The following is a 23,379-nucleotide window of genomic DNA, read 5'->3' as shown; positions in this document are numbered from 1 at the left end:
TCAGAGTTTCAGCGCGGGGATGATCTGCTTCTTGCGCGACATGATGCCGGGCAGCACGACCGTATCCCCGGTGACCTTGCAGCCGAAGGAGGCTTCGGCCAGCTGTTTCACAAGGTCGTTGGGGACGAGCAGCGTCGCCTCTTCCTTGATGATGTCCACGACGAAGAGCAGCACCTGATCGGCCCCGTCTTCCCTGGCCACGCCGACCATGGATTGCATCAGGCTGTCCTTGCGATCCAGCACGACCTTGGGTGCGGTGGTTTCCAGCACCGAGACGCGGAGTTCCTTGCCCGCGACGGTGTATTCCTTGCTGTCCATGCGCAGGAGTTCGGCATCGGAGAAGGCGGAGACGTCGGATTTCGCCTCGAACATCGCGGTGGCGAGGTCGGTGATGTTCACGCCCAGATCGGCGGCGAGTTTCTCGGCCACGGCGCGGTCATGCGGCGTGGTGGTGGGCGAGCGGAATTCCAGCGTGTCGGAGAGGATGCAGGAGAGCATCGCGCCCTTGATGGCCTTCGGCGCCTTGGCGACCGCGTCGCCCATCAGATCGTGCATGATGGTGGCGGTGCAGGCCAGCGGGCGGATGGTGATGTCGATGGGGTTCTTCGTCTTGATGCCGCCGACCAGGAGGTGGTGGTCGATGATCGCGGTGATCTTCGCGTCATTGATCGAGGGGGGCAGTTCGGCGGGGTTGTTGGTATCGACGATCACCACGGCGTCATCGGCCGTCACGTCGGCGATGATGGCGGGTTTGTCGAGGCCCCAGTGGCGCAGCACGAAGGCCGCTTCGGTATTGGGTTCGCCCAGCAGGACGGGCTTGGCGGGGGTTCCCTGCACCTCGGACAGATACCAGGCCCAGATGATGGGCGAGCCGGTGGAATCGGTGTCGGGGGATTTGTGGCCGAAGACGAGCGTGGTCATGGAATGCACCTTGATCGGTGGGGGGATGAGTTCGGCGCGCTTATAGGCAAGCGGCGCAGGCTTGTCACGCCTTTGGGTGCGGCTGATGCTGCGCTGCGGCAAGATGGACGGGGCGGGGTGGACGCGGCGGGGGCCGCCGCGTCCGGCTTTGGGGCGGCTAGCGGCCGCGCGCCTTTTGCGCATGGATCAGCCGGTTGGCGGATTTGCCCCGGGATCCGGCATCGCCCTTGCCGGGCGGGGCCTGGCGCGGGGCCTTGGCAAGGCCCGGATTGAAGGATCGGGGCGCTGTGTGCCGGACCTGCGCAGCAGTGGGAGGCGCGGATGCGGGCAGGAGGCCCGCAGGCGCGGGGGGAAGGGATTTCTTCGGCATGCTGTCTGCCTTTCGCTGAGGAAGGGTCCGCCGCGCCACGGGGGGCGCGTGCGGGGGGATGCGCGCCCGGATCGCGGGCGCGCGCGGTCAGCCGTGCAGGATCATTGGCGGGGCACTCCTCTGTAACGCGTGTCTGCCGGGCCAGCGCAGCCTTCGGGCGGGCGGGCGGGGACGGGCCGGGATCGGCTTCAGGCGTTCAGGATCATGTGCAGGGCACTCCTCATCAGAGAAATGCAGCATGACATGATCCGGGCCGCGCGTAAAGGCCGCGCCCTAGAGCGGCAGGCGTTCGAGGGTGAAGCCCGCCTCTTCCAGCAGCCGCAGGACGCCGGTTTCGCCGGGCAGGTGCAGCGCGCCGAAGGCCGCGACGACGGGGCCGCGGCTGGCCGCCGCTTCGATCACCGGGATCCAGGCGCGGTTGCGATCCGTCATCAGGGCCTGTTCCATGCGGGCGAAATCGGCCTCGACCCGGGCGGGATCCTGGCCGGGCATCTGCAGCGTCATCTGGCGGGTGAGTTCCCAGATCAGGCGGGATTCGCCATCGAAATAGGCATCGGCCAGCGTCACCGCGTAATCGGCGGCATGGGGTTCGAGGGCGAGGGCAGAGCGGATCATGCCAAGCTGATCCTCCATCGTCATGGCGTCGAAGAGGCGGAAGACGGTTTCGTGGGATTCGAGCGCCTCGAGCGGGATGGCATGGGTTTCGGCATAGTCGATCACCATGGCGTCAAGCCCGCCCTTGCCCTGGGCCAGCCCCTCCATCCCGCAGGCGGGGAGCGAGAGCAGCATGGAGACATACCAGGGCCGGAACTTCGACACCATGAAGGGCGGCAGGCCCCTTTCGCGCATGGCCTGGGCCAGCAGATCCCATTCCGGATCGGAAAGCGATTCGCGCAAGGTGGGGCCATCGGTGATGACCATGAGCGAAGGGTCGCGGCGCAGGGCCTGCATCATGGCGGCCTCTTCGAGGGGGCCTGCCTCGACCAGGATCGTCTGCGCTTCGGCCAGGAGGGGGGTGACGCGGGCGAGCGTGTCCTGGTGGCGGGGATCGTCGAGATGGTAGGTGCCGAGGAGGTGGACCACGGCATCGCCGCGCGTGGCCCGCCAGAGCAGGCCGCGCGGATAGGGCACGGCATCGGTGGCGGTGATCAGGGCGCGGCGGGCATCGGCTTCCATCCCGTCAAGGATGTTGCGGCCGCTGCATTCCGCCTGCGCCAGCGGCGCGGCAAGGCAGAGGGCCAGCAGGGCCAGGGCAAGACGGGAGAGGAGGGTGCGGGGCATGCGGGAACCTGCGGACTGGACGGTGGTGCAAAGGTGGCACCCGGGGGCGGCGCTGCCAAGATGGGGCGGGGCCTGTCACCGAATTTTCATGGCGCGGCGGCGGTGCGGGTGTTGACAGGGCGCGCGGCTTTGCCTACCTCATGCGCCGTTAGCACTCGTCCCCGATGAGTGCTAATCGAACTTCAACCTGGAACCTAGGGAGTGTTCTCAGATGGCTTTCAAACCGCTGCATGACCGTGTGCTGGTCCGCCGCGTCCAGAGCGACGAAAAGACCAAGGGCGGTCTGATCATCCCCGACACCGCGAAGGAAAAACCCGCCGAGGGCGAGATCGTCGCCGTGGGCGAGGGCGCGCGCAAGGATTCGGGCGAGCTGATCGCGCCGGCCGTGAAATCGGGTGACCGCGTGCTGTTCGGCAAATGGTCGGGCACCGAAGTGACCGTGAATGGCGAAGAACTGCTGATCATGAAGGAAAGCGACATCCTCGGGATCATCTCGTGATGCGCATGGCGGGGTGAACCCCGCCCTACGGGCCGAAGGGCCCGGCATGATCAAGGCAACAAGAATTCAGAGGAGTCTGCACCATGGGTGCCAAGGACGTACGTTTTGATACCGATGCCCGCGACCGGATGCTGCGCGGGGTGAACATCCTGGCCGATGCCGTGAAGGTGACGCTGGGCCCGAAAGGCCGCAACGTGGTGATCGAGAAGAGCTTTGGCTCGCCCCGCATCACCAAGGACGGTGTCTCGGTCGCCAAGGAAATCGAACTGGCCGACAAGTTCGAGAACATGGGCGCGCAGATGGTGAAGGAAGTCGCTTCCCGCACCAATGACGAAGCGGGCGACGGCACCACCACCGCCACCGTTCTGGCGCAGGCCATCGTCAAGGAAGGCATGAAGGCGGTCGCCGCCGGCATGAACCCGATGGACCTGAAGCGCGGGATCGACATGGCGACCTCGAAGGTCGTCGAGGCCATCAAGGCTGCATCGCGCCCCGTCAAGGACTCGGACGAAGTGGCCCAGGTCGGCACCATCTCGGCCAATGGCGAAGCGCAGATCGGCCGTTTCATCGCGGATGCGATGCAGAAGGTCGGCAATGAGGGTGTGATCACCGTCGAAGAGAACAAGGGGATGGAGACGGAAGTCGAAGTCGTCGAAGGGATGCAGTTCGACCGTGGCTACCTGTCGCCCTATTTCGTGACCAATGCCGACAAGATGATCGCGGAACTGGAAGACGCCTTCATCCTGCTGCACGAGAAGAAGCTTTCGTCGCTGCAGCCGATGGTTCCGCTGCTGGAGGCTGTGATCCAGTCGCAGCGCCCGCTGCTGATCATCGCGGAAGACGTGGAAGGCGAAGCGCTGGCGACCCTCGTGGTCAACAAGCTGCGCGGTGGGCTGAAGATCGCCGCCGTGAAGGCGCCGGGCTTCGGTGACCGTCGCAAGGCCATGCTGCAGGACATCGCGATCCTGACCGGCGGTCAGGTCATCTCGGACGATCTCGGCATGAAGCTGGAATCGGTGACGATCGACATGCTGGGCCGCGCCAAGAAGATCTCGATCAACAAGGACAACACCACGATCGTCGATGGTGCTGGCGACAAGAAAGAGATCGAAGCCCGCGTCGGCCAGATCCGCAACCAGATCGAGGAAACCTCGTCGGACTATGACCGTGAAAAGCTGCAGGAACGTGTGGCGAAGCTGGCGGGCGGCGTGGCCGTCATCCGCGTGGGCGGCATGACCGAGGTTGAAGTGAAAGAGCGCAAGGACCGTGTGGACGATGCGCTGAACGCGACCCGCGCGGCCGTGCAGGAAGGCGTGATCGTCGGCGGCGGCGTGGCGCTGGTGCAGGCGGGCAAGGTGCTGGCGGGGCTGAAGGGCGCCAACAGCGACCAGGAAGCCGGCATCGCCATCGTGCGCCGCGCGCTTGAGGCGCCGCTGCGCCAGATCGCGGAGAACGCGGGCGTGGACGGGGCGGTTGTCGCGGGCAAGATCCGCGAATCGAACGACGTGACCTTCGGCTTCAACGCGCAGACCGAGGAATATGGCGACATGTTCAAGTTCGGCGTGATCGACCCGGCCAAGGTGACGCGCACGGCGCTGGAAGATGCGGCCTCGGTCGCGTCGCTGCTGATCACCACGGAAGCGATGATCGCCGACAAGCCCGCCGACAAGGCCCCGGCTGCCGGCGGCATGGGCGGCATGGGCGGCATGGACGGGATGATGTGATCATCCCTGCCATCCGTGGCAGAAAGACAGGGGGGGGGCGCAGCGCAGGCTGCGCCCCCTTTGCCTTTGCTTGCCCGGGCGCGGAAGCGGGGCTATGACAGGGGCAAGGGCGCAGGCTGCGCCCGATGATGGAGTGTTCATGTCCGAGACTGCGGGTCACTGACCCAGGCTGCTGGGTCGCCGATGGCAACGGATCGTCCGCGCGTGAGGCCGGGCGATTTGTCGATGTGACCAATACGGACATGAGCGATGAATATCTCGAAACTCGAACAGCGCGTGCTGCACGTGCTGGCGCAGGGCGGGGCGATCCGTTTCGACCGCGCCCCCAATGGCAAGGTAGTGGAGATCACCTGTTTCACCCGCGACGGGCTGGTGCTGGCCGATTGCAGCCTTGAGGTCTTTGAGCGGCTGCGCAAGCGGCGGTTCATACGATCGGTGGGCGGCGCGGCCTATCGCGTGACGCGCGAGGGCGTGGTGGCGGTGCGGGCGCAGCCCGACAATCGGACAGGGGGGGGCCATGCGTGACAGGGTGATCCGCCCGATGGAGCGGGGCGATCTGGCCGCGCTGGGCGTGGTGCTGGAGGAGACGGGGCTGTTTCCGCCGGAGATGCTGCCGGGGATGGCAGGGCCGTGGTTTTCGGACCCGTCGGCGGCGCTGTGGCTGGTGGCGGAGGGTGGCTTTGTCCATGCCGTGCCGGAGGCGCTGACCGAGGGGACGTGGAACCTGCTGGCGCTGGCGGTGCGGCCCGCCGCGCAGGGGCGCGGGCTGGGTGCTGCGCTGGTGGAGGCCACGCTGGGGGCGCTGCGGGCGCGGGGGGCGCGGCTTGTCATCGTCGATACGGCGGGGACGGAGGACTATGCGGCGGCGCGGCGGCTTTATGCGCGGCTGGGCCTTGCCGAGGTGGCGCGCATCCCGGATTTCTGGGCCGAGGGGGTGGACAAGGTGACCTATGCGCTGCGTCTGTGAGTGGGGCGGGCGGCGCGGCAGGCCGCGCCGCCCGCCCCCCGGCCCTCGATGGGCATTCGGGCCGGGATGAAGGGGCTTTCGGAGGCGGTGCAGGGCGGCTAGGTTGCCCGCATGAGCCGGAATTTCCTGATAGCGGCGGCGCTGGCCGCCTTGGCCTCGCTCTGTTGGGCGGGGAACTGGGTGCTGGGGCGGGCGATCCGGGCGGATGTGCCGCCCTTTGGCCTGACCTTCTGGCGCTGGGCGCTGGCGGCGGTGATCCTTTTGCCCTTCGTCTGGCCGCGCCTGCGGGCGGATTGGGCGGTGGTGCGGGGCAACCTGGCCCTGGTGGCGGCGATGGCGCTTTTGTCGGCGGCGATGTTCCAGTCGATGACCTATATCGGGCTGCATTCGACCGAGGCGATCAATGCGCTGCTGGTCAGCGCGACCATGCCCGTCTTCATCGTGATCATCGCCTGGGTCGTGCTGCGCGAGCGGTTGACGGCGCGGCAGGCGGCGGGGATCGGGGTGAGTTTCTGCGGCGTGGCCTATGTCATCGCAAGGGGCGAGCCTGCGCGGCTGCTGTCGCTGCATTTCAACGTGGGGGATGCCTGGATCCTGGCGGCGCTGGTGGTCTGGGGGCTGTATTCGGTGCTGCTGAAGTTCAAGCCTGCGGGGCTGTCGGCGGTGGGGCTGACCTTCTTCATCTCGGTCCTGGGGGCGGGGTTCATCCTGCCCCTGCATCTGTGGGAAGCGGGGCAGGGGATGACCGTGCCGCTGACGGCGGCGGGGATCGGGTCGGTGCTCTATACGGGGGTCTTTGCCTCGGTCGTGGCGCTGCTTTCCTATAATGCCGCCGTGGCGCGGATCGGGCCGTCGCGGGCGGTGTTCTTCCTGCATCTGATGCCGGTCTTCGGCGCGGGGCTGGCGGTGGTCTTTCTGGGCGAGCGGCTGGAGGCGTTTCACCTGATCGGCTTTCCCATCGCGCTGGGGGGGGTTCTGTTCGCCACCTCATCGCCGCCCGCGAAGGCCGGGGCGTGAGGCTGTTTTTGCTGACGGCGGTGGTGATGGCGGCCTTTGCCGCCAATTCGGTGCTGAACCGGATGGCGGTGGGGGCGGGCGAGATCGGGGCGGTGGAGTTTGCGGTGGTCCGGCTTGTGGCGGGAGCGGGGGTGCTGCTGGCGCTGGTCGGCGGACGCGGGCGGGGCTGGCGGGGGGCCTCGGTCGGGGGTGTGGCGGGGCTGGTGGTCTATCTTTTCGGATTTTCGCTGGCCTATGGGCATCTGGATGCCGGGACCGGGGCGCTGGTGCTGTTCGGGGTGGTGCAGGTGACGATGTTCGCGGGTGCCCTGCTGGCGGGGGAGGCCGTGCCCGCGCGGCGCTGGGCGGGGGCGGGGCTGGCGCTGGCGGGGCTGGCGGTGCTGGTGCTGCCTGCGGGTGGCGGTGGCGGCGGCTGGGGCGGGTTCCTGGCGATGGCGGCGGCGGGGCTGGGCTGGGGGATCTATTCGCTGGCCGGGCGCGGGGCGCGGGATGCGCTGGCGGCGACGGCGGGGAATTTCGCGCTGGCGCTGATCCCGGCGGCGGGGGTGGCGCTGGTCGTGGGTGTGGACATGGCCGCGGCGACGGGGCGCGGGCTGGCGCTGGCGGTGGTGTCGGGGGCGGTGACCTCGGGCCTTGGCTATGCGCTGTGGTATGCGGTGCTGCCCGCGCTGGGCGCGGGGCGGGCGGCGGTGGCGCAACTGACGGTGCCGCTGATCGCGGCGGCGGCGGGGGCGGGCCTGCTGGACGAGGCGGTGGGGCCGCGCTTTGCGCTGGCGGCGGCGCTGGTTCTGGGCGGGGTGGCCTGGGCGAGCCTGCCGTTCAGAGCGGCTTTGCGAGGCGATGGGTGATGTTGCGGTCGTCCTGCCGGGTGATGCCGGTGGGGCGGAAGCCCTGACGTTCCCAGAAGGCGCGGCCGCGGGGGTTCGCCTCGATCACGCCGAGATAGAGGACGGGGGCATGCGCCTCGCGGGCGAGGCGTTCGACATGGGCAAGCAGGCGCGCGCCATGGCCGAGGCCCCGGATGCGGGGGGCAAGGATCATCAGGCCGAGATAGGCATCGGCGGGTTCGGGAAAGCCGAAGGAGAGTTCGGCCAGCCCCGAAAGGCGGCCATCGCGGAAGATGCCCAGCCGGTGCGAGGCGGCGGGATCGCAGCCGGGCGGGCAATCGGTGAAGAAGTCATCCGCCGCCTGCGGGCCGGGCGGCGCGCCATCGGCGAGAAGCCAGTAATCGGCGGCCTCGTCCAGGAAGGCGGCGACGGCGGGGCGGTCTGCCGGGTGGAAGAGGGGGCGGATCATGGATGTGCTATCCCCAGGACTTCCAGGCTGGTCACGCCTGCGGGTTTCTTCCAGGTGACGATGTCGCCGATGCGGGCGCCAAGGAGCGCGCGGGCAAGGGGCGATTGCGGGGTGATGCGGCCCGTGGCGGCATCGGATTCATCCTCGCCCGTGATCTGGAAGCGGTGTTCGGTGCCGTCTTCATCGGCGACGGTGACGATCAGGCCGAAGGCGACCTCGGTCGCGGGGAAGGCGGCGGGGTCGATCAGGATGGCCGAGCGGAGGCGGGCCTCGAGATAGCGGATGTCGCGTTCGGCGGCGGCCTCGGGCAGTTTGTCGAGCCGGTCGGGGCGGGCCTTGAGCGCGGCCAGGCGCGATTGCGTGTCGCGCAGGCGCTGTTGCAGCGCGGCGAGGCCCGCGGGGGTGACATGGTTCGGATGGGGCGAGACGGGCAGATCGGGGAGCGGGTCGAGCGCGCCGTCGCCCTCTTTCACGAAGGCGCGGCTCATCGGACGATCCTTTCCAGCGGGTCGTAGAGGGGCGTCTTGTCCCAGGCGGCGGCGGGCAGGCTGTCGGGCTTGAAGCGGATGCGGCCCGAGGCGAGATCGTCGCGGGCGAAGAAGTGGCGATCGGTGACGATGCCTTCGGGATCCTTCCAGCGCGGATCGAGGGCGCCGCCGGTGATGCGGGCATGGAAGAAGAGGTCGATCTGGTGAAAGCCGGTGGCGGGATCGTGGAATTCGTTCACCATGGCGGGGGCGAGGACGGCGATGGAAAGGCCCGTCTCCTCCATCACCTCGCGCGCGAGGTTGTCGGGGATCGACTGGCCGGGATTGAGCCCGCCGCCGGGGGCGCACCACAGATCGGACTTGCCGGCGGGATAGGCGTTGACCAGCAGGAGGCGGTCCTCGTGCAGGATCAGGGCGCGGGCAGCGATGCGGTGGCGGCGATAGCTCATGTCGTGCAGCGTGGCGCGGCGGCGGGGGATTGTAAATCGGCGGCATGACGCAGGCGGGGCAAGTTTGCCCATGCGGGGGGCGGAGAATCGGATAGAGAGGGGGCATGAGGTGGCTTTTCCCCTTTCTTCTGATGGCCGCGCCCGCCAGTGCGGATTGCGTGGTGCTGCTGCACGGGCTGGCCCGCAGCGAGACGTCGCTGGTGCCGATGGCGGCGGCGCTGGAGGCGCGGGGATACCGCGTGGTGAATGACGGCTATCCTTCCACCGAGTTTCCCATCGGGGACCTGGTGCCGCGCGTCGGCGCCGCGGTGGCGCAATGCGGGGCGGAGGAGCCGGTGCATTTCGTGACCCATTCCATGGGCGGGATCCTGGCGCGGGCCTGGCTGGCCGCGAACCGGCCCGGGCAGATGGGGCGGGTGGTGATGCTGGCGCCGCCGAACCGGGGATCGGAGTTGGTGGATGCCTTCGGGGATGTCGGGGCCTTTGAATGGGTGAACGGGCCGGCGGGGCTGGAACTGGGGACGGGGGCGGGATCGGTGCCGCTGGCGCTGCCGCTGCCGGATTACGAACTGGGCGTGATCGCGGGGGACAGGTCGCTGAACCCGGTCTATTCCAGCGTCATTCCGGGGCCGGATGACGGCAAGGTCTCGGTGGCGCGGACGCGGGTGGCGGGGATGACGGATCATATCGTCTTGCCGGTGACCCATACCTTCATGATGATGAGCCCCGTGGTGATCGCCGAGGTGCTGGCCTTTCTGGAAACCGGGCGGTTCGAGCCGGACCTGGGCTATGGCGCGGCGGTCGAAGAGGTTCTGGGCGGAGAATGAGATGGCCAGTCTTTATGCCGGGGTCGCAAAGCAGGTGTCGCGCTGGTGCGGGCGGCCGTCGACCTTTGCGCTGGCGGTGGGGGTGATCCTGGTCTGGATCGTGACCGGGCCGATCTTTGCCTTTTCCGATACCTGGCAGCTGGTGATCAATACCGGCACGACGATCGTGACCTTCCTGATGGTCTTCCTGATCCAGAACACGCAGAACCGCGACACGGCGGCGATCCAGCTGAAGCTGGACGAGCTGATCCGGGCGACGCAGGGCGCGCATAATGCGCTGATGGATCTGGAGGAACTGGAAGAGCGGCAGATCGAGGCGTTCCGCGCGCGCTATGAGCGGCTGGCCGGTGTGGCGCGGGACAGGCTGAAGCGGGGCGAGCCGGATACGGATACGCCCGAGGCCTAGCGCGGGGTGGACCATGTCGGAGCGGGGGGGGGTCACCCCCCCCCGCACCCCCCCGTGGGATATCTTGCAACGGGGACTCTGGGGGGAAGCAGGAGGGGGGAGATGATCGGCAGTCTTGCGGTGATCCTTGGATGTCAGTTGCTGGGGGAGGTGGTGGCGCGGGGGCTTGGCTTGCCGGTGCCGGGGCCGGTGCTGGGCATGGCTGCGATGGTTGGCGTGCTGTGGCTGCGCGACAGGTTCGCCCCGCCGCTTCTGGCGGGGGTGGAGCCTGCGGGGCGGTTCCTGCTGGCGCATCTGTCGCTCTTGTTCGTGCCGGCGGGGGTTGGCGTGGTGGGCAATCTGGAGGTGCTGGCGGCGGAATGGCTGGCGCTGGCGGTGGCGCTGGGGGTTTCGACGGTGCTGACGCTTGTCGTCTCGGTCGTGACGTTCCGGGCGGTGGCGCGGCGGATGGGGCAGGCGTGATGCGGCAGGATTTCGCGCTGTGGGTCTATCTGACGCAGGGGCCGCTTCTGTGGCTGACGGTGACGCTGGCGGCCTATGCGGTGGCGGATTGGCTGTCGCAGCGGGCGGGGCGGCATCCGGTGGCCAATCCGGTGCTGATCTCGGTCCTGCTGGTGGGGGGGCTGCTGGTCGCTTCGGGGACGGAGTATGCGACCTATTTCGACGGGGCGCAGTTCATCCATTTCCTGCTGGGGCCGGCGACGGTGGCGCTGGCCTTGCCGCTGTGGGAGCATCGGGCGCTGGTGATGCGGTCGGCCGTGCCGATGCTGGCGGCGCTGGTGGCGGGCAGCGTGGTGGCGGCGGCAAGCGCGGTGGCCGTGGTCTGGGCCTTTGGCGCGCCGGAAGGGGTGCTGGTGGCGATTGCGCCCAAATCGGTGACGGCGGGGGTGGCGATGTCGATCACCGAAGCGCAGGGGGGCGATCCGGCGCTGACGGCGGTGCTGGTGATCCTGACGGGGATGATCGGGGCGCTGGTGGTGACGCCGTTGATGAACGGGCTGGGGATACGGGATTACCGGGCGCGGGGGTTTGCGGTGGGGTTGGCCTCGCACGGGATCGGGACGGCGCGGGCCTTTCAGGTGGACCCGGTGGCGGGAACCTTTGCGGGCATTGCCATCGGGTTGAATGCGGTGATGACGGCGCTGATCGTGCCGGTTCTGTTGGGGGTGTTGCGGTGAGGGGTTGGGGTGTTGCTGTCGGGTTGCTGCTGTGCGGGAAGGTGGCCGTGGCAGAGGAGTTCGCCTTCCTGACGCCGGAGGCGGTGCGGGCGGCCTATGAGGCGGATCGGGCCGGGTGGGAGGCGGCGCCGCCCCTGGTGGTGCAGGCCTTCGTTCTGGCGGAGGACAAGGGGTTCTGGGAAGGCCCGTATCCCCGTTCAACCGTGACGCGCACCATCACCGCCTGGTATCCGGAGCCAGGGATGGGGCCATCCTTGCCGGTGGAACTGGCCATTGGGCAGGCCCTGACGCGGGAAGAGATCGCGGATTGGTTCGTGAATCGCGTCTATCTGGGGCAGCGCTGCTTTGGCGTGGCAGGGGCGGCGGAGGCCTATTTCGGCAAGGAGGTCAGGGCGCTGGCGGTGGAGGAGGTGGCCTATCTGGCGATCCTGCCCAAGGGGCCGGCGGTGTTTCATCCCGAACGGGCAGGGATAAGGGCCCTGGAGCGGCGGAACTGGCTGCTGGGCGAGATGGCCGAAGCGGGATTGATCGCGCCCAGGGAGGCCATGGCCGCGACCGCGCTGCCGTTGGGTGTGCGGGACCCATTGGGAACATGCGGATTGGAGTGACCCTGACCCTGACCCGGGCCTGAGCCCATGACCTTGTGGGTGGGCGGAGGCCCCGGATCAGGTCCGGGGCGGGGTTCGCCTAACCGACGATCCGGTTCACATGGCCCATCTTGCGGCCCGGACGCGCCTCGGCCTTGCCGTAGAGGTGGAGGGCGGCGTTTTTCTCGCGTGCGATCTGGGGGACGCGGAGGATGTCGTCGCCGATCAGGTTTTCCATCACCACATCGGAATGGCGCGCGCCGTCGCCCAGGGGCCAGCCTGCCACGGCGCGGATGTGCTGTTCGAACTGGTCTACCGCGCAGCCATTCTGCGTCCAGTGGCCGGAATTGTGGACGCGGGGGGCGATCTCGTTGACGATCAGGCCCGCGCGGGTGACGAAAAGCTCTACCCCCATGACGCCCACGTAATCCAGCGCGTTCAGGATGCGGGCGGCCAGCAGGATGGCGTCGGTGCGCTGCGAGGGGGACAGTCGGGCGGGGATGGTGGTGGTGGACAGGATGCCGTCCTTGTGGACGTTTTCGCCGGGATCATAGCAGGCGACGGAGCCGTCGGTGCCACGGGCGGCGATGACGGAAACCTCGTGGCTGAAGTCGATGAAGCCTTCGAGGACGGCGGGGGCGCCGTTCATCTGGGCGAGGGCCGCTTCGGCGTCGGCGGGGGATTTGAGGCGGGCCTGACCCTTGCCGTCATAGCCGAGGCGGGTGGTCTTCAGGATGGCGGGGGTGCCGATCTTGGTGATGGCGTGGTGGAGGTCGTCGAGCGTGGTGACGCCTGCATAGGGCGCGGTGGTGAGGCCGAGGGAGGTGAGGAAATCCTTCTCGGCGATGCGGTCCTGCGACACGGCCAGCGCGCGGCGGTTGGGGCGGATGGGGTGCGTTTTCTCCAGCACGTCCAGCGCGGCGGTGGGGATGTTCTCGAATTCATAGGTGACGACGTCGACCGAGGCCGCGAAGGCGGCCAGCGCGGCGAGGTCGTCATAGGGCGCGGTTGTGACGCGGTCGGCCACATGGGCGGCGGGCGGGTTGGCCGAGGGTTCGAAGATATGCGTGCGGAAGCCGAGGCGAGAGGCCGCGACCGAGAGCATGCGGCCAAGCTGGCCGCCGCCGAGGATGCCGATGGTGGACCCGGTGGGAAGGGCGTCAGTCATCCGAGGGCTCCTCGGGGATGGAGGCCGAGAGCGCGTCGCGCCATGCGTCGAGGCGGGCGGCGAGGGCGGCGTCGGTAATGGCGAGGATGCCTGCGGCCATGAGGCCCGCATTGGCCGCGCCCGCCGCGCCGATGGCCATGGTGGCGACGGGGAAGCCCTTGGGCATCTGGACGATGGAGTAGAGCGAGTCGACACCCGACAGCGCCCTGGTCTGGACCGGGACGCCGATGACGGGGATGCGGGTCTTGGAGGCCATCATGCCGGGCAGATGCGCCGCGCCGCCCGCGCCTGCGATGATGACTTTCAGGCCGCGTTCGGCGGCGGTCTTGCCATAGGTCCAGAGACGGTCAGGCGTGCGGTGGGCGGAGACGATCTTCGTCTCGTAGCGGATGCCGAGGTCGTCGAGGATGGTCGCGGCCTCTTTCATCGTGGCCCAGTCGGACTGGGACCCCATGATGATTCCAACGTCGATGGCCATGCGCGCCCCCCGTGAAATGCGGTTGCGGCGGGTATAGTGGATTGCGGCGTGGGGGCAAGCGGGGGATGCGGGCGGGATAGGCCCCGCCCGATGCTCAGGCGATGATGTCGGGGATGAGCTGGTCTTCCAGCTTTACGATCTGGTCTTTCAGCGCGAGCTTCTGCTTCTTCAGGCGGCGCAGGGTCAGCTGATCGGGGCGACCGGCGGTTTCCAGCGCGTGAATGGCTTCGTCCAGATCGCGATGTTCGCGACGCAGCACTTCCAGCCGGACGCGGAGCATGTCTTCGAAGTTCATTTCGCTGGGCGCGTTCATGGCCTTGCCTTGGGCGTGAGTGGCTTCTTGTTCAAGACCGACAATATAGTGATTCGCGCCCGCTGCGGGAAGGAATCTGTTGGAAAGGCGCGGAAATCCGTATGGGTGCGGGCCTTGCGATCCGCCGGGGCGCGCCCCATATTTCGGGGGTGGGGCTGCCGGAACGGGGCCCTTCAGCTATGTCGCTTTGATGAAGGGCATGACCGATGACGAAACTGACCTTTGGCACGCATCCCTTTCTGCTGGGATTCGAACAGCTGGAACGGCTGGTGGAGCGGACCGCGAAATCCGCAGATGGCTACCCCCCCTTCAATATCGAGGCGACCTCGGAAAACGCCTATCGCATCAGCCTGGCCGTGGCCGGCTTCCGCGAGGAGGATCTGGCGATCACGGTCGAGGATCGGCAGTTGGTGATCCGGGGCCGTCAGGGCGAAGAGCCGGTGGACCGCGTCTTTCTGCACCGGGGCATCGCAAGCCGCGCCTTCCAGCGCAGTTTCGTGCTGGCCGATGGGGTAGAGGTTGCGGGGGCCAGCATGGAGCATGGGCTTTTGCATATCGACCTGAAGCGCGCGGTGCCCGAGACGGTGGTGCAGACGATCGCGATCACGTCGCGCAATGGCCGGAAGTGAGGTGATGTCATGGATGTGAAATTCGACGGGATTCCCGAAGGGGCGACGCGGATCGTCTATGTGCGGCCCGTGAAGGTGGAAGACCTGCCCGCCGAGGTGCAGGCCCATGCCGGCGGCTTGACGACGATCTATGCGCTGCATGACGCGGATGGCGACCGGCTGGCGCTGGTGCGCGACCGGGCCTTGGCCTTTGCGCTGGCGCGGCAGAACGACATGGCGCCGGTGAACGTGCATTGACGGCGGCGGCGGGGAGACCCCCGCCCTACGGGTGGCCCATGATCACCGAGATCGAGGATTTCTTCACCAAGGGCTGCGGGCGCTGCGCGCGGTTCGACACGGCCGACTGTTCGGCGCGGGTCTGGGGCGATGGTCTTCTGGCCCTGCGGGCGCTGTGCCGTGAGGCGGGGCTGGTCGAGACGGTGAAATGGGGGCATCCCTGTTACATGCATGCCGGGCGCAATGTCGCGCTGATCGGGGCCTTGCGGGGGGATTTCCGGCTGAACTTCTTCGACGCCGCCCTGATGGCCGATCCGGACGGGGTGATGGAGCGGCAGGGGGCGAACACGCAGCATCCCGACACGATCCGCTTTACCGATGCCGCGCGGGTGGCGGCGCTGGCCCCCGTCATCCGGGCCTATCTGGCCGAGGCGAAGGGCCATGCCGAGGCGGGGCGGCGCGCGCCGAAGGCGGCGGCGGAGGTGGTGCTGCCGGAGGAACTGGTGGCGGCGCTGGATGCGGATCCGGGCCTGGCCGAGGCATTCCATGCCCTGACGCCGGGGCGGCAGAAAAGCTATGTCATCAACCTGAACGGGGCGAAGGGGGCCGAGACGCGGCGGCGGCGGATCGCGGGGTTCCGGGAGAAGATCCTGGCGGGCAAGGGCGCGACCGAACGCTAGTGCGCGCCGGATCAGCGGTGCTGGTCGATCAGGATCGCATTGCCATCGGGATCGCGCAGCAGGAGGTTGGCCGGACCCGTGCTGTCGGGGGGCACCTCTGCCTCCATCTGCAGGCCCTGCGCCCGGAGCGCGGCCTGAAGATCGCGGATGTCGGTGAAGGGATCGGTTTCGCGGCTTTCCTGATCCCAGCCCGGGTTGAAGGTAAGGATGTTGCCTTCGAACATGCCCTGAAACAGGCCGATGACATGCTGGCCATTGCGCAGGATGAGCCAGTTTTCGGCGTCTGCCCCCGCGACGGGATGAAAGCCGAGCGCGGCATAGAAAGCGCGCGATGCGGCAAGGTCGCGGACGGCAAGACTGATGGAAAAGGCGCCGAGGTTCATTCCGCTCTCCCCGCTTGGCCGGGCCTGCCCCGCGCGGGAAGGATAGGGCCGGAACGGCGAGCGGCCAAATGATTCTGCGATCCCTGAGGGGCGTTGTCGGGCGGGGTGAACCCCTACAAGGCGGGGTGAACCCCTACAAGGCGGGGTGAACCCCGCCCTACGGAAAAGGCCCCGGCTTGCGCGGGGCCTTTGTGGGGGGGTGCGGCTGTGCAGGGCGGGGTTGACCGCGCCTTGCGCCCGATCTTACGCCTTGATCAGGCCCATGCTTTCCAGCTTCAGGATCACTTGCTGGGCGCAGTAATCGACATCCGTGCCTTCGGTCGCGACCACCAGTTCGGCATTGGTCGGCGCCTCGTAGGGGTCGGAGATCCCGGTGAATTCCTTGATCTTGCCTTCGCGGGCCAGCTTGTAGAGCCCCTTGCGATCCCGCTTTTCGCATTCCTCGATGCTGGTCGCGACATGGACCTCGATGAAGGCGCCGAAGGCTTCGATCATCTCGCGCACCGCCCGCCGCGTGGCGGTATAGGGCGCTATCGGGGCGCAGATGGCGATGCCGCCGTTCTTGGTGATCTCGGACGCCACATAGCCGATGCGGCGGATGTTGATGTCGCGGTGTTCCTTGGAGAAGCCGAGTTCCGAGGACAGGTGCTTGCGCACCACGTCGCCGTCCAGCAGCGTGACGGGGCGGCCGCCCATTTCCATCAGTTTCACCATAAGCGCATTGGCGATGGTGGATTTGCCCGAACCGGAGAGGCCGGTGAAGAAGACGGTAAAGCCCTGCTGCGCGCGCGGGGGCGAGGTGCGGCGCAGTTCCTGCACCACCTGCGGGAAGGAGAACCAGTCGGGGATCTCCAGCCCTTCGCGCAGGCGGCGGCGCAGTTCGGTGCCCGAGATGTCAAGGACGGTGGACCCTTCCGGCACTTCGTCCACGGGGAAATACTGGGCCTTTTCCTGCACATAGACCATCTGTTTGAAATCGACCATCTCGATGCCGATTTCGGCCTGATGCTTGGCCACGAGTTCCTGCGCGGCATAGGGATCATAGAAATCCTTGCCCTGGCTGTTCTTGCCCGGACCGGCATGATCGCGGCCCACGATGAAATGGGTCAGGCCGTGGTTCTTGCGGATGATGGCATGCCACAGCGCCTCGCGCGGGCCGCCCATGCGCATGGCAAGGTTCAGAAGCGAGAGGTGGGTGGTGGAGGCGGGGTATTGGTCCAGCACCGCCTCGTAGCAGCGGACGCGGGTGAAATGGTCCACGTCGCCCGGTTTCGTCATGCCGACGACGGGGTGGATCAGAAGGTTCGCTTCGGCCTCTTTCGCGGCGCGGAAGGTCAGTTCCTGATGCGCGCGGTGGAGGGGATTGCGGGTCTGGAAGGCCACGATGCGGCGCCAGCCCATCTTGCGGAAGAAGGCGCGGAGTTCGTTGGGCGTGTCGCGGCGGGCGCGGAAATCGTAATGCACGGGCTGCTGGATGCCGGTGATCGGGCCGCCAAGGTAGACGGGGCCCGCGACATTGTGCAGGTAGTTCACGGCAGGGTGGGCAAGGTCATCGGCGCCGAAGACCTTTTCCGCCTCGTTCGCCTTGTTGGGCGTCCATTTGTCGGTGATCGACAGGATGGCGAGGATGACGCCCTCCTGATCACGCAGCGCGATGTCCTGACCGGGTTCGATCTTGTCGGCGAAGGCCTGGCTCACGTCCAGCGTCACCGGGATCGGCCAGAGCGTGCCGTCGGCGGTGCGCATGTTTTCCACGGTGCCGTTGTAGTCGGCCTCGGACTGGAAGCCCTTGAGAGGGTGGAATCCGCCATTCATCAAGAGTTCCAGATCGCAGACCTGACGCGGGGTCAGATCCCAGGAGGGCAGGTTGCCCGCCTCATGTTTCAGCTTCTGGGCGGATTCGGGGGAAACGTAGAGTTCGGGGATCGGGGCGGTATTGGACAGCGTCATCTGAAACGGGCCTCTGGTGGGTGTTCTTGGGCGAAAGCCAGGAAGGCCCGCCTGTCGCGGCGCGATTTACGCCCTTGGCGAAGGAATTTCCAGCAAACAAGGGTTAACGGCACCGAATAGGGCAGAAATGCCGCGGTTTCGGGCCGGGAAGGAACACTGTTCCCCAGAGCGGCCTTTGCCGTGAAGCCGGGTCCGGTTCCGGGGCAGTTCCCCGAACGGCATCGCCGTTCGGGCAAAAGTTTTCGAAAACTTTTGCAAACTTCTTCGAAGAAATTTGTGGCTGGCGGTCAGTGACCGGCCAGCCAGCGTTCCGCGTCCAGCGCGGCCATGCAGCCCATGCCGGCAGAGGTGACGGCCTGACGATAGACATGGTCGGTCAGGTCGCCCGCGGCAAAGACACCGGGGATCGAGGTGCGGGTGGTGCCGGGTTCGACCTTCACATAGCCGCCATTGTGCAATTCAAGCTGATCCTTGACCAGTTCGGAGGCGGGCGCATGGCCGATGGCCACGAAGAAGCCCGCGCAGGGGATATCCTTCGTCTCGCCGGTCTGGACGTTCTTCGCGCGCACGGCGGTGACGCCAAGGGGGGTGTCATCGCCCAGCACTTCCTCGACCGTGTGGTTCCACAGAACCTCGACCTTGGGGTTCTTGAAGAGGCGGTCCTGCATGATCCTTTCGGCGCGGAAACTGTCGCGGCGGTGGATGACCGTGACCTTGGTGGCGAAATTCGTCAGGAACAGCGCCTCTTCCACGGCCGTATTGCCGCCGCCGATCACGACAACCTCTTTCCCGCGATAGAAGAAGCCGTCGCAGGTGGCGCAGGCGGAAACGCCAAAGCCCTTGAAACGTTCCTCGGAGGGCAGGCCCAGCCATTTTGCCTGCGCGCCCGTCGCAAGGATCACGGCATCGGCGGTATAGGTGGTGCCGCTGTCGCCTTTCGCGGTGAAGGGGCGGGAGTGCAGGTCGAGGCTGGTGATGTAATCGCCGATGATCTCGGCCCCCATGGCGGCGGCGTGGTCCTGCATGCGGACCATCAGATCGGGGCCCTGGACATGGCTGTCGCCGGGCCAGTTTTCCACCTCGGTCGTGATCGTAAGCTGGCCGCCGGGTTGCAGGCCCTGCACGAGGATCGGTTCCAGCATCGCGCGCGAGGCATAGACGGCGGCCGTATAGCCCGCCGGGCCGGAGCCGATGATCAGAACCCTGGTATGCCGTGTCTCGCCCATGCTTGCCCCCGTTCGCGTCTGGCCCCGAGATATAGGCAAAGCGCGCGGCGGGGGGAAGGGCGCGGGATGCAGGGCGGGATTGCGCGTGTCTTGACCATCTGATCGAAACGGAGGCGGTTTTTTCTTGCGCAATGTTGAAACAATATTGCGCGCAGGGCGGGTGCGGCCTATCTACACCGTCAATCCGGTATGCTGTGATAGACCGGAACAGGGGAAACAGGGCGCATGGCCGGATCCAAGCTAGACCCGATCGACCGACATATCCTTGCCGAATTGCAGGCAGACGGGCGCATGACGAATGTGGAACTGGCCAAGCGGGTGGGCATTTCCGCCCCGCCCTGCCTGCGCCGGGTGCGGACGTTGGAAGAGGCGGGCTATATCAAGGGCTATCACGCCGATATCGACGCGCGCGAATTGGGATTCGAGGTGCAGGTCTTTGCCATGGTGCGCCTGCAGAGCCAGGCCGAGGCGGATCTGGCCGCCTTCGAGGACCGTTGCCGCGCCTGGCCGCTTGTGCGCGAATGCCACATGCTGAACGGCGAGATCGACTTCATCCTGAAATGCGTGGCCCCCGATCTTTCGACCTTCCAGAGCTTTCTGACCGGCGAATTGCTGAAGACGGAGAATGTGGCGACGGTGAAGACCAGCCTTGTGATCCGCTGCGCCAAGGATCAGCCGGGCGTGCCCTTTGACGTGCTGGAGGCGCGGCTGGCGCGCAGCGCCTGAGGGGCGCGGGAATGGCAAAGGCCGGGCGCTGGGCGCCCGGCCTTTTGCATTGCGGCGGCCGCCGGATCAGCGGGCGGCGATGGCGCGGGGTTTCAGCGGGGCGGTGGCGGCGGGTTTCACGCCGGCCGGGCGGCGACGGTTGCCGCGCTGCCAGGGCAGGGCGGGCTGGGCCTCGAGGCTGGCGGCGAGAACCGATTTCAACCAGCGGCGTTCCTTTTTCATCATCCGTCTCCGTGTTCCGATCCTGGCGGGCTGTTGCCCTATTGAAGACAAATCTGACGGCGATTTGCGGCAGGGTTTTGGCCGTGAAAGGGGAAAATCGCCGTCTGGCGCGGGCGGATGGGGGCGGATTGTGGCGAGAGCTGCAAAGATGAGGGTGGCTGTAAGCGGTTGATTTTACATCAATCTGGAAACAGTTCGCGACATTGGCGCCGATTGTTTCCGAAATTGAGACAATACCGTGGCCGGCAGGTGCCGGATTGTTGCCGCAATCAGAGCCGGATGGTGGAGATGAGCCGGCCGTAATCGGCCTCGCCGGCATGGGTGGTGCGGCGGTAGGAGAAGAATCGCTCCGAATCGCGATAGGTGCAGTGGCGCGTCCATTCGGCATGGCCGACGCCTGCGGCGCGCAGGCGCGACAGGCCGAAGGCGGGCAGATCGAAGAGATAGCGGTCGCCCGTCCCCGCGATGAAGAAGCGCGAGGCATCGCGATCGTCATCGGTGAAGGTTTCGAAGAATTCGGGGCCGACCTCATAGGCGGATTGGCTGATGCAGGGGCCGATCACGGCGGAAATATCGGCGCGCCGCGCGCCGAGGCCCTCCATCGCTGCGACCGTGGCTTCAAGCACGCCGTCATGGGTGCCGCGCCAGCCCGCATGGGCGGCGCCGATGACGCGGGCAATTGGATCGCAGAACAGCACCGGCTGGCAATCGGCGGTCAGCACGGCAAGGGCAAGGCCGGGGCTGGCCGTCACCATCGCATCGGCGCGCGGGGCCGGGGCGGGCAGGGGGGCGGTGACGGGAACCACATCGGCGGAATGGACCTGATGGACGGTGATGAGGTGATCAGGCGCGACGCCCATCGCCTCGGCCACGCGGGCGCGGTTGATCGCCACCACCTCGGCCAGATCCGAAGAGCCGGGGCCGCAGTTCAGCCCGGCGAAGATGCCCGAAGAGGCCCCGCCCTTGCGGGTGAAGAAGCCGTGCGGAACGGGCAGGGCATCGGAGATGATCTTTTCAAGCATCTTGGGCGTCGAATCCGGGCGGGGGCGGAAGGGTGGGGGGATGGATGGCCAGCGCCTTGAACAGCGAACCCATTTCCCGGGCATCGGTCAAGCGGTGATGCGCGGCGAGATGGGATTGCAGCGCGGGGCCGGAGAGGGATTGCGCCAGCCGTGCGGCGCGGGCGGCGATGCCGAGGCGGTTCAGGAGCAGGCCCTGTTCCAGCATGCGGCTGGCGCGGGCGGGGGCGGCGGCCTGGGCCAGGGCCTCGAAATCGACATGGGCGGTCAGGTCGGCGCGGCCGGGTTCGGCCAGCGGATCGGCGAAGCGGTGGTTCCTCAGGGCCTGGAAGGTGTCGCCGCGCGCGCGCCAGTCGCCATAGTCGACGATCAGGCCTGCGCCGCCATGGCGGGCGATCAGGCCGCCGATGCGGGCCATGATGGGGGGGGCGGCGGGGCAGATCTCGACGATGCCGCCCTCGGGCGTGTCGGCCAGGCGGTGCTGCAGCGCGGCAAGGGGGGCGGGGGCGGTGCGGCCAAGGGCGAGGCGGCCCTCGGCCAGGCCCACCACGGTTTCGGCCCAGCCCGCGCCCTGGCGGGTGAACTGGCGGATGGGCAGGGCATCGAAGAATTCGTTGGCGATGAGGAAGAGGGGCGCCTCGGGCAGGTCTTCGGTGCGGTCTGCCCAATGGGCGGGGTGATCGCCCAGCGTTTGGCGCTGGATCCCGCGCAGGGTGACCGATGCCTCGACCAGGGTCACGCGGGCGGCGGCGTGAAAGCCGGGGACGGCGCGGGTGGCGCGCAGGATATCGGCCATCAGCGTGCCGCGCCCGGGGCCAAGCTCGGCCAGGGTGAAGGGGGCGGGGCGGCCCTGATCCAGCCAGGCTTGCGCAAGGCAGAGGCCCAAGACTTCGCCGAACATCTGGCTGATTTCCGGCGCGGTGGTGAAATCGCCCGCCGCGCCGAAGGGATCGCGCGTGGCGTAATAGCCGTGATCGGGATGCAGCAGGCAATCGGCCATGTAATCGGCCAGGCTCATCGGCCCCGTGGCGGTGATGCGCGCCTTGATCAGGGCGGCAAGTGCCGTCATGCGCTGCGCCGTGCGCGGGCGATGAACCAGAGCCCCGCCGCGATCATCGGCAGCGACAGGATCTGCCCCATGGTCAGCCCGTAGCCGCCCAGATGCAGCGCAAGCCCGAGGGGGTTGCCCTCCGTCACGAATTGCGCGTCGGGCTGGCGGACGAATTCGACAAGGAAGCGCCCGGCGCCATAGCCGGCGAAGAACAGGCCCGCGATCCGGCCCGGTGTTGCGAGCCAGCCCTTGCGCCAGGTGACGTAGAGGAGGGCTGCGAACAGGATCAGCCCTTCGAGCAGCGCCTCGTAGAGTTGCGAGGGGTGGCGGGCGCAGATGCCCGTGATGCCTTCGCAGGTCTGGGCGGCGGTGCCGGGAAAGGCCACGCCCCAGGGCAGGCTGGTGGGGCGGCCCCAAAGCTCGGCATTGATGAAATTGGCGATGCGGCCGAGGAAGATGCCGATGGGGGCGACGATGGCCATCAGATCGGCCAGCGACAGCATGGGGATGGCTTCGCGCCGGGCGAAGATCACGCCCGCGACGACCACGCCGAGAAAGCCGCCATGGAAGGACATGCCGCCTTCCCAGACGCGCAGGATATGGCCGGGATTCTGCAGGTAGTAGCCGGGCTGGTAGAACAGCACGAAGCCCAGCCGCCCGCCGAGGACCACGCCCAGGATGACCCAGGTCAGCAGGCTTTCGACCTGGGCGGGGGTCATGGGCGGCTTGCCGGGCCAGAGCCGGGGGGTGCTGACCATGCGGGCGATCAGTTTCCAGCCCGCGATCAGCCCCACGATATAGGCCAGCGCATACCAGCGCAGGGCAAAGGAGATGCCGCCGAGGTCGATGCGGAAGATCTCGGGCGAGATGTCGGGGAAGGGGATGGGGGACATGATGCCTCTTGCTCGCGGACGGGGTGGTTTTCCGGGCTGGGGCGCGGGAAGTCAACCATCGCGCCGGGATGACGGTCCTGGACCCCCCTCCCCGGCCCTCCCCCCGGGCGGGGGAGGGAGAGGGGTCATGGCCCGGCCTGGTGCGGGGTGGCAGGTGGGGGGAGGGGGGTATCTGGGCCGGGATGAAGCCAGCGGGGGGACGGGTTGGGGTGCGGGACGTCGAGCCTTGCGCCGGGATGACGGTCGTGGCCCCCCTCCCCGGCCCTCCCCCCGGGCGGGGGGAGGGAGAGGGGCCATGGCCCGGCCTGGTGCGGGGTGGCGGGCGGGGGGAGGGGGTATTTGGGCCAAGATGAAGCAGGGGGGATGGGTTGTGTCGGGGGGGATCGGGGCCATATAGAGGGGAAAGGCAAAAGGA

Annotated in this window: 30 protein-coding genes; 15 read left to right on the top strand and 15 right to left on the bottom strand. The window is 67.7% G+C overall.

Annotated features, from left to right (window positions below):
- A complete protein-coding gene (locus G5V65_RS06950; protein ID WP_165048327.1) occupies positions 1-921 on the bottom strand; it encodes a manganese-dependent inorganic pyrophosphatase in 921 nt (306 codons plus the stop codon).
- 643 nt (positions 922-1,564) lie between these two features.
- Positions 1,565-2,572: a TraB/GumN family protein gene (locus tag G5V65_RS06945; protein WP_165048325.1), complete on the bottom strand. Its 1,008-nt coding sequence runs from the start codon at positions 2,570-2,572 to the stop codon at positions 1,565-1,567.
- Between the two features lie 211 nt (positions 2,573-2,783).
- On the opposite strand from G5V65_RS06945, the gene G5V65_RS06940 reads away from it, so the two are divergent.
- From G5V65_RS06940 to G5V65_RS06915, 6 genes are all read left to right on the top strand, one after another.
- Entirely contained in the window at positions 2,784-3,071 is a 288-nt protein-coding gene (locus G5V65_RS06940; RefSeq protein WP_165048322.1) for a co-chaperone GroES, read from the top strand.
- An 83-nt stretch (positions 3,072-3,154) separates the two neighbouring features.
- Entirely contained in the window at positions 3,155-4,795 is a 1,641-nt protein-coding gene (gene groL, locus G5V65_RS06935; protein ID WP_165048320.1) for a chaperonin GroEL, read from the top strand.
- Between the two features lie 249 nt (positions 4,796-5,044).
- Positions 5,045-5,320: a YjhX family toxin gene (locus G5V65_RS06930; protein WP_165048318.1), complete on the top strand. Its 276-nt coding sequence runs from the start codon at positions 5,045-5,047 to the stop codon at positions 5,318-5,320.
- The gene (locus G5V65_RS06925; protein WP_165048316.1) at positions 5,313-5,762 is read left to right on the top strand and encodes a GNAT family N-acetyltransferase; all 450 of its coding nucleotides are present in this window, start codon (positions 5,313-5,315) and stop codon (positions 5,760-5,762) included. The genes G5V65_RS06930 and G5V65_RS06925 overlap by 8 nt, the downstream gene beginning before the upstream one ends.
- Positions 5,763-5,873: 111 nt before the next feature.
- On the top strand, positions 5,874-6,779 hold the full coding sequence (locus tag G5V65_RS06920; protein ID WP_165048314.1) for a DMT family transporter: 906 nt from the start codon (positions 5,874-5,876) through the stop codon (positions 6,777-6,779).
- Positions 6,776-7,627, top strand: a complete 852-nt coding sequence (locus G5V65_RS06915) for an EamA family transporter (RefSeq protein ID WP_165048311.1) — start codon at positions 6,776-6,778, stop codon at positions 7,625-7,627. The genes G5V65_RS06920 and G5V65_RS06915 overlap by 4 nt, the downstream gene beginning before the upstream one ends.
- Here the strand turns inward: G5V65_RS06915 and G5V65_RS06910 are convergent.
- From G5V65_RS06910 to G5V65_RS06900, 3 genes are read right to left on the bottom strand one after another with little or no spacing between them, the layout of a single operon-like run.
- Positions 7,599-8,075: a GNAT family N-acetyltransferase gene (locus tag G5V65_RS06910; protein ID WP_165048309.1), complete on the bottom strand. Its 477-nt coding sequence runs from the start codon at positions 8,073-8,075 to the stop codon at positions 7,599-7,601. The two genes, G5V65_RS06915 and G5V65_RS06910, sit on opposite strands and share 29 nt — an antisense overlap.
- Positions 8,072-8,563, bottom strand: coding sequence for a GreA/GreB family elongation factor (locus tag G5V65_RS06905; RefSeq protein ID WP_165048307.1), 492 nt, complete (start codon positions 8,561-8,563; stop codon positions 8,072-8,074). Before G5V65_RS06905 ends, G5V65_RS06910 begins: the two co-directional genes overlap by 4 nt.
- Positions 8,560-9,012: an NUDIX domain-containing protein gene (locus G5V65_RS06900; RefSeq protein ID WP_165048305.1), complete on the bottom strand. Its 453-nt coding sequence runs from the start codon at positions 9,010-9,012 to the stop codon at positions 8,560-8,562. Before G5V65_RS06900 ends, G5V65_RS06905 begins: the two co-directional genes overlap by 4 nt.
- 104 nt (positions 9,013-9,116) lie before the next feature.
- Between G5V65_RS06900 and G5V65_RS06895 the strand changes: the two genes are divergently transcribed.
- From G5V65_RS06895 to G5V65_RS06875, 5 genes are all read left to right on the top strand, one after another.
- Positions 9,117-9,839, top strand: a complete 723-nt coding sequence (locus G5V65_RS06895) for an alpha/beta fold hydrolase (protein ID WP_165048303.1) — start codon at positions 9,117-9,119, stop codon at positions 9,837-9,839.
- 1 nt (position 9,840) lies between these two features.
- Positions 9,841-10,245, top strand: a complete 405-nt coding sequence (locus tag G5V65_RS06890) for a low affinity iron permease family protein (protein WP_165048300.1) — start codon at positions 9,841-9,843, stop codon at positions 10,243-10,245.
- Positions 10,246-10,347: 102 nt separating this feature from the next.
- Positions 10,348-10,707 carry a CidA/LrgA family protein gene (locus G5V65_RS06885; RefSeq protein ID WP_165048298.1) on the top strand — a complete coding sequence of 120 codons (360 nt, stop codon included), beginning with the start codon at positions 10,348-10,350 and terminating at the stop codon, positions 10,705-10,707.
- A complete protein-coding gene (locus G5V65_RS06880) occupies positions 10,707-11,423 on the top strand; it encodes an LrgB family protein (protein WP_165048296.1) in 717 nt (238 codons plus the stop codon). Before G5V65_RS06885 ends, G5V65_RS06880 begins: the two co-directional genes overlap by 1 nt.
- Positions 11,424-11,470: 47 nt before the next feature.
- Entirely contained in the window at positions 11,471-12,031 is a 561-nt protein-coding gene (locus tag G5V65_RS06875) for a transglycosylase domain-containing protein (RefSeq protein ID WP_165048294.1), read from the top strand.
- 79 nt (positions 12,032-12,110) lie between these two features.
- Here G5V65_RS06875 and G5V65_RS06870 read toward each other — a convergent pair whose 3' ends face one another.
- From G5V65_RS06870 to G5V65_RS06860, 3 genes are all read right to left on the bottom strand, one after another.
- Positions 12,111-13,178 (bottom strand): 5-(carboxyamino)imidazole ribonucleotide synthase, encoded by a 1,068-nt coding sequence (locus G5V65_RS06870; RefSeq protein WP_165048292.1) that lies wholly within the window; start codon positions 13,176-13,178, stop codon positions 12,111-12,113.
- Positions 13,171-13,656: a 5-(carboxyamino)imidazole ribonucleotide mutase gene (purE, locus tag G5V65_RS06865; RefSeq protein ID WP_165048289.1), complete on the bottom strand. Its 486-nt coding sequence runs from the start codon at positions 13,654-13,656 to the stop codon at positions 13,171-13,173. The genes G5V65_RS06870 and purE overlap by 8 nt, the downstream gene beginning before the upstream one ends.
- A 94-nt stretch (positions 13,657-13,750) precedes the next feature.
- Positions 13,751-13,969 (bottom strand): YdcH family protein, encoded by a 219-nt coding sequence (locus G5V65_RS06860; RefSeq protein ID WP_023666726.1) that lies wholly within the window; start codon positions 13,967-13,969, stop codon positions 13,751-13,753.
- Positions 13,970-14,175: 206 nt separating this feature from the next.
- Between G5V65_RS06860 and G5V65_RS06855 the strand changes: the two genes are divergently transcribed.
- From G5V65_RS06855 to G5V65_RS06845, 3 genes are read left to right on the top strand one after another with little or no spacing between them, the layout of a single operon-like run.
- Positions 14,176-14,598, top strand: coding sequence for an Hsp20 family protein (locus tag G5V65_RS06855; RefSeq protein WP_165048287.1), 423 nt, complete (start codon positions 14,176-14,178; stop codon positions 14,596-14,598).
- 9 nt (positions 14,599-14,607) lie between these two features.
- Positions 14,608-14,835 (top strand): DUF1150 family protein, encoded by a 228-nt coding sequence (locus G5V65_RS06850; RefSeq protein WP_165048284.1) that lies wholly within the window; start codon positions 14,608-14,610, stop codon positions 14,833-14,835.
- A 38-nt stretch (positions 14,836-14,873) separates the two neighbouring features.
- Positions 14,874-15,494, top strand: a complete 621-nt coding sequence (locus G5V65_RS06845) for a YdeI/OmpD-associated family protein (RefSeq protein ID WP_165048282.1) — start codon at positions 14,874-14,876, stop codon at positions 15,492-15,494.
- An 11-nt stretch (positions 15,495-15,505) separates the two neighbouring features.
- Here G5V65_RS06845 and G5V65_RS06840 read toward each other — a convergent pair whose 3' ends face one another.
- The 3 genes from G5V65_RS06840 to trxB form a co-directional block, all read right to left on the bottom strand.
- Positions 15,506-15,877 (bottom strand): VOC family protein, encoded by a 372-nt coding sequence (locus G5V65_RS06840; RefSeq protein WP_165048279.1) that lies wholly within the window; start codon positions 15,875-15,877, stop codon positions 15,506-15,508.
- 243 nt (positions 15,878-16,120) lie between these two features.
- Positions 16,121-17,827: a bifunctional sulfate adenylyltransferase/adenylylsulfate kinase gene (locus G5V65_RS06835; RefSeq protein WP_165048277.1), complete on the bottom strand. Its 1,707-nt coding sequence runs from the start codon at positions 17,825-17,827 to the stop codon at positions 16,121-16,123.
- 287 nt (positions 17,828-18,114) lie between these two features.
- On the bottom strand, positions 18,115-19,053 hold the full coding sequence (trxB, locus tag G5V65_RS06830) for a thioredoxin-disulfide reductase (protein ID WP_165048275.1): 939 nt from the start codon (positions 19,051-19,053) through the stop codon (positions 18,115-18,117).
- 225 nt (positions 19,054-19,278) lie between these two features.
- On the opposite strand from trxB, the gene G5V65_RS06825 reads away from it, so the two are divergent.
- Entirely contained in the window at positions 19,279-19,779 is a 501-nt protein-coding gene (locus G5V65_RS06825) for an Lrp/AsnC family transcriptional regulator (RefSeq protein WP_165048272.1), read from the top strand.
- A gap of 66 nt (positions 19,780-19,845) precedes the next feature.
- Here the strand turns inward: G5V65_RS06825 and G5V65_RS06820 are convergent, their stop codons facing one another.
- From G5V65_RS06820 to lgt, 4 genes are all read right to left on the bottom strand, one after another.
- The gene (locus G5V65_RS06820; protein WP_165048270.1) at positions 19,846-20,001 is read right to left on the bottom strand and encodes a hypothetical protein; all 156 of its coding nucleotides are present in this window, start codon (positions 19,999-20,001) and stop codon (positions 19,846-19,848) included.
- A 269-nt stretch (positions 20,002-20,270) separates the two neighbouring features.
- Entirely contained in the window at positions 20,271-21,023 is a 753-nt protein-coding gene (pgeF, locus tag G5V65_RS06815) for a peptidoglycan editing factor PgeF (RefSeq protein WP_165048268.1), read from the bottom strand.
- The gene (locus tag G5V65_RS06810; protein ID WP_165048266.1) at positions 21,016-22,089 is read right to left on the bottom strand and encodes a class I SAM-dependent methyltransferase; all 1,074 of its coding nucleotides are present in this window, start codon (positions 22,087-22,089) and stop codon (positions 21,016-21,018) included. Before G5V65_RS06810 ends, pgeF begins: the two co-directional genes overlap by 8 nt.
- The gene (lgt, locus tag G5V65_RS06805) at positions 22,086-22,964 is read right to left on the bottom strand and encodes a prolipoprotein diacylglyceryl transferase (protein ID WP_165048263.1); all 879 of its coding nucleotides are present in this window, start codon (positions 22,962-22,964) and stop codon (positions 22,086-22,088) included. Before lgt ends, G5V65_RS06810 begins: the two co-directional genes overlap by 4 nt.
- Positions 22,965-23,379 lie beyond the last annotated feature (415 nt).

It is taken from the genome of Paragemmobacter kunshanensis (genome assembly GCF_011059185.1).
Lineage (GTDB): Bacteria > Pseudomonadota > Alphaproteobacteria > Rhodobacterales > Rhodobacteraceae > Paragemmobacter > Paragemmobacter kunshanensis.
Note: the sequence above shows the minus strand (reverse complement) of the source record. Positions and strands in the feature narration are given on the sequence as shown.

Excerpts from the sequence above, each read along its gene's own strand:
- G5V65_RS06950 (WP_165048327.1), bottom strand. The coding sequence starts at position 921 with ATGACCACGCTCGTCTTCGGCCACAAATCCCCCGACACCGATTCCACC.
- G5V65_RS06945 (WP_165048325.1), bottom strand. The coding sequence starts at position 2,572 with ATGCCCCGCACCCTCCTCTCCCGTCTTGCCCTGGCCCTGCTGGCCCTC.
- G5V65_RS06940 (WP_165048322.1), top strand. The coding sequence starts at position 2,784 with ATGGCTTTCAAACCGCTGCATGACCGTGTGCTGGTCCGCCGCGTCCAG.
- groL (WP_165048320.1), top strand. The coding sequence starts at position 3,155 with ATGGGTGCCAAGGACGTACGTTTTGATACCGATGCCCGCGACCGGATG.
- G5V65_RS06930 (WP_165048318.1), top strand. The coding sequence starts at position 5,045 with ATGAATATCTCGAAACTCGAACAGCGCGTGCTGCACGTGCTGGCGCAG.
- G5V65_RS06925 (WP_165048316.1), top strand. The coding sequence starts at position 5,313 with ATGCGTGACAGGGTGATCCGCCCGATGGAGCGGGGCGATCTGGCCGCG.
- G5V65_RS06920 (WP_165048314.1), top strand. The coding sequence starts at position 5,874 with ATGAGCCGGAATTTCCTGATAGCGGCGGCGCTGGCCGCCTTGGCCTCG.
- G5V65_RS06910 (WP_165048309.1), bottom strand. The coding sequence starts at position 8,075 with ATGATCCGCCCCCTCTTCCACCCGGCAGACCGCCCCGCCGTCGCCGCC.
- G5V65_RS06905 (WP_165048307.1), bottom strand. The coding sequence starts at position 8,563 with ATGAGCCGCGCCTTCGTGAAAGAGGGCGACGGCGCGCTCGACCCGCTC.
- G5V65_RS06900 (WP_165048305.1), bottom strand. The coding sequence starts at position 9,012 with ATGAGCTATCGCCGCCACCGCATCGCTGCCCGCGCCCTGATCCTGCAC.
- G5V65_RS06895 (WP_165048303.1), top strand. The coding sequence starts at position 9,117 with ATGAGGTGGCTTTTCCCCTTTCTTCTGATGGCCGCGCCCGCCAGTGCG.
- G5V65_RS06890 (WP_165048300.1), top strand. The coding sequence starts at position 9,841 with ATGGCCAGTCTTTATGCCGGGGTCGCAAAGCAGGTGTCGCGCTGGTGC.
- G5V65_RS06885 (WP_165048298.1), top strand. The coding sequence starts at position 10,348 with ATGATCGGCAGTCTTGCGGTGATCCTTGGATGTCAGTTGCTGGGGGAG.
- G5V65_RS06880 (WP_165048296.1), top strand. The coding sequence starts at position 10,707 with ATGCGGCAGGATTTCGCGCTGTGGGTCTATCTGACGCAGGGGCCGCTT.
- G5V65_RS06870 (WP_165048292.1), bottom strand. The coding sequence starts at position 13,178 with ATGACTGACGCCCTTCCCACCGGGTCCACCATCGGCATCCTCGGCGGC.
- purE (WP_165048289.1), bottom strand. The coding sequence starts at position 13,656 with ATGGCCATCGACGTTGGAATCATCATGGGGTCCCAGTCCGACTGGGCC.
- G5V65_RS06860 (WP_023666726.1), bottom strand. The coding sequence starts at position 13,969 with ATGAACGCGCCCAGCGAAATGAACTTCGAAGACATGCTCCGCGTCCGG.
- G5V65_RS06855 (WP_165048287.1), top strand. The coding sequence starts at position 14,176 with ATGACGAAACTGACCTTTGGCACGCATCCCTTTCTGCTGGGATTCGAA.
- G5V65_RS06850 (WP_165048284.1), top strand. The coding sequence starts at position 14,608 with ATGGATGTGAAATTCGACGGGATTCCCGAAGGGGCGACGCGGATCGTC.
- G5V65_RS06845 (WP_165048282.1), top strand. The coding sequence starts at position 14,874 with ATGATCACCGAGATCGAGGATTTCTTCACCAAGGGCTGCGGGCGCTGC.
- G5V65_RS06840 (WP_165048279.1), bottom strand. The coding sequence starts at position 15,877 with ATGAACCTCGGCGCCTTTTCCATCAGTCTTGCCGTCCGCGACCTTGCC.
- G5V65_RS06835 (WP_165048277.1), bottom strand. The coding sequence starts at position 17,827 with ATGACGCTGTCCAATACCGCCCCGATCCCCGAACTCTACGTTTCCCCC.
- trxB (WP_165048275.1), bottom strand. The coding sequence starts at position 19,053 with ATGGGCGAGACACGGCATACCAGGGTTCTGATCATCGGCTCCGGCCCG.
- G5V65_RS06825 (WP_165048272.1), top strand. The coding sequence starts at position 19,279 with ATGGCCGGATCCAAGCTAGACCCGATCGACCGACATATCCTTGCCGAA.
- G5V65_RS06820 (WP_165048270.1), bottom strand. The coding sequence starts at position 20,001 with ATGAAAAAGGAACGCCGCTGGTTGAAATCGGTTCTCGCCGCCAGCCTC.
- pgeF (WP_165048268.1), bottom strand. The coding sequence starts at position 21,023 with ATGCTTGAAAAGATCATCTCCGATGCCCTGCCCGTTCCGCACGGCTTC.
- G5V65_RS06810 (WP_165048266.1), bottom strand. The coding sequence starts at position 22,089 with ATGACGGCACTTGCCGCCCTGATCAAGGCGCGCATCACCGCCACGGGG.
- lgt (WP_165048263.1), bottom strand. The coding sequence starts at position 22,964 with ATGTCCCCCATCCCCTTCCCCGACATCTCGCCCGAGATCTTCCGCATC.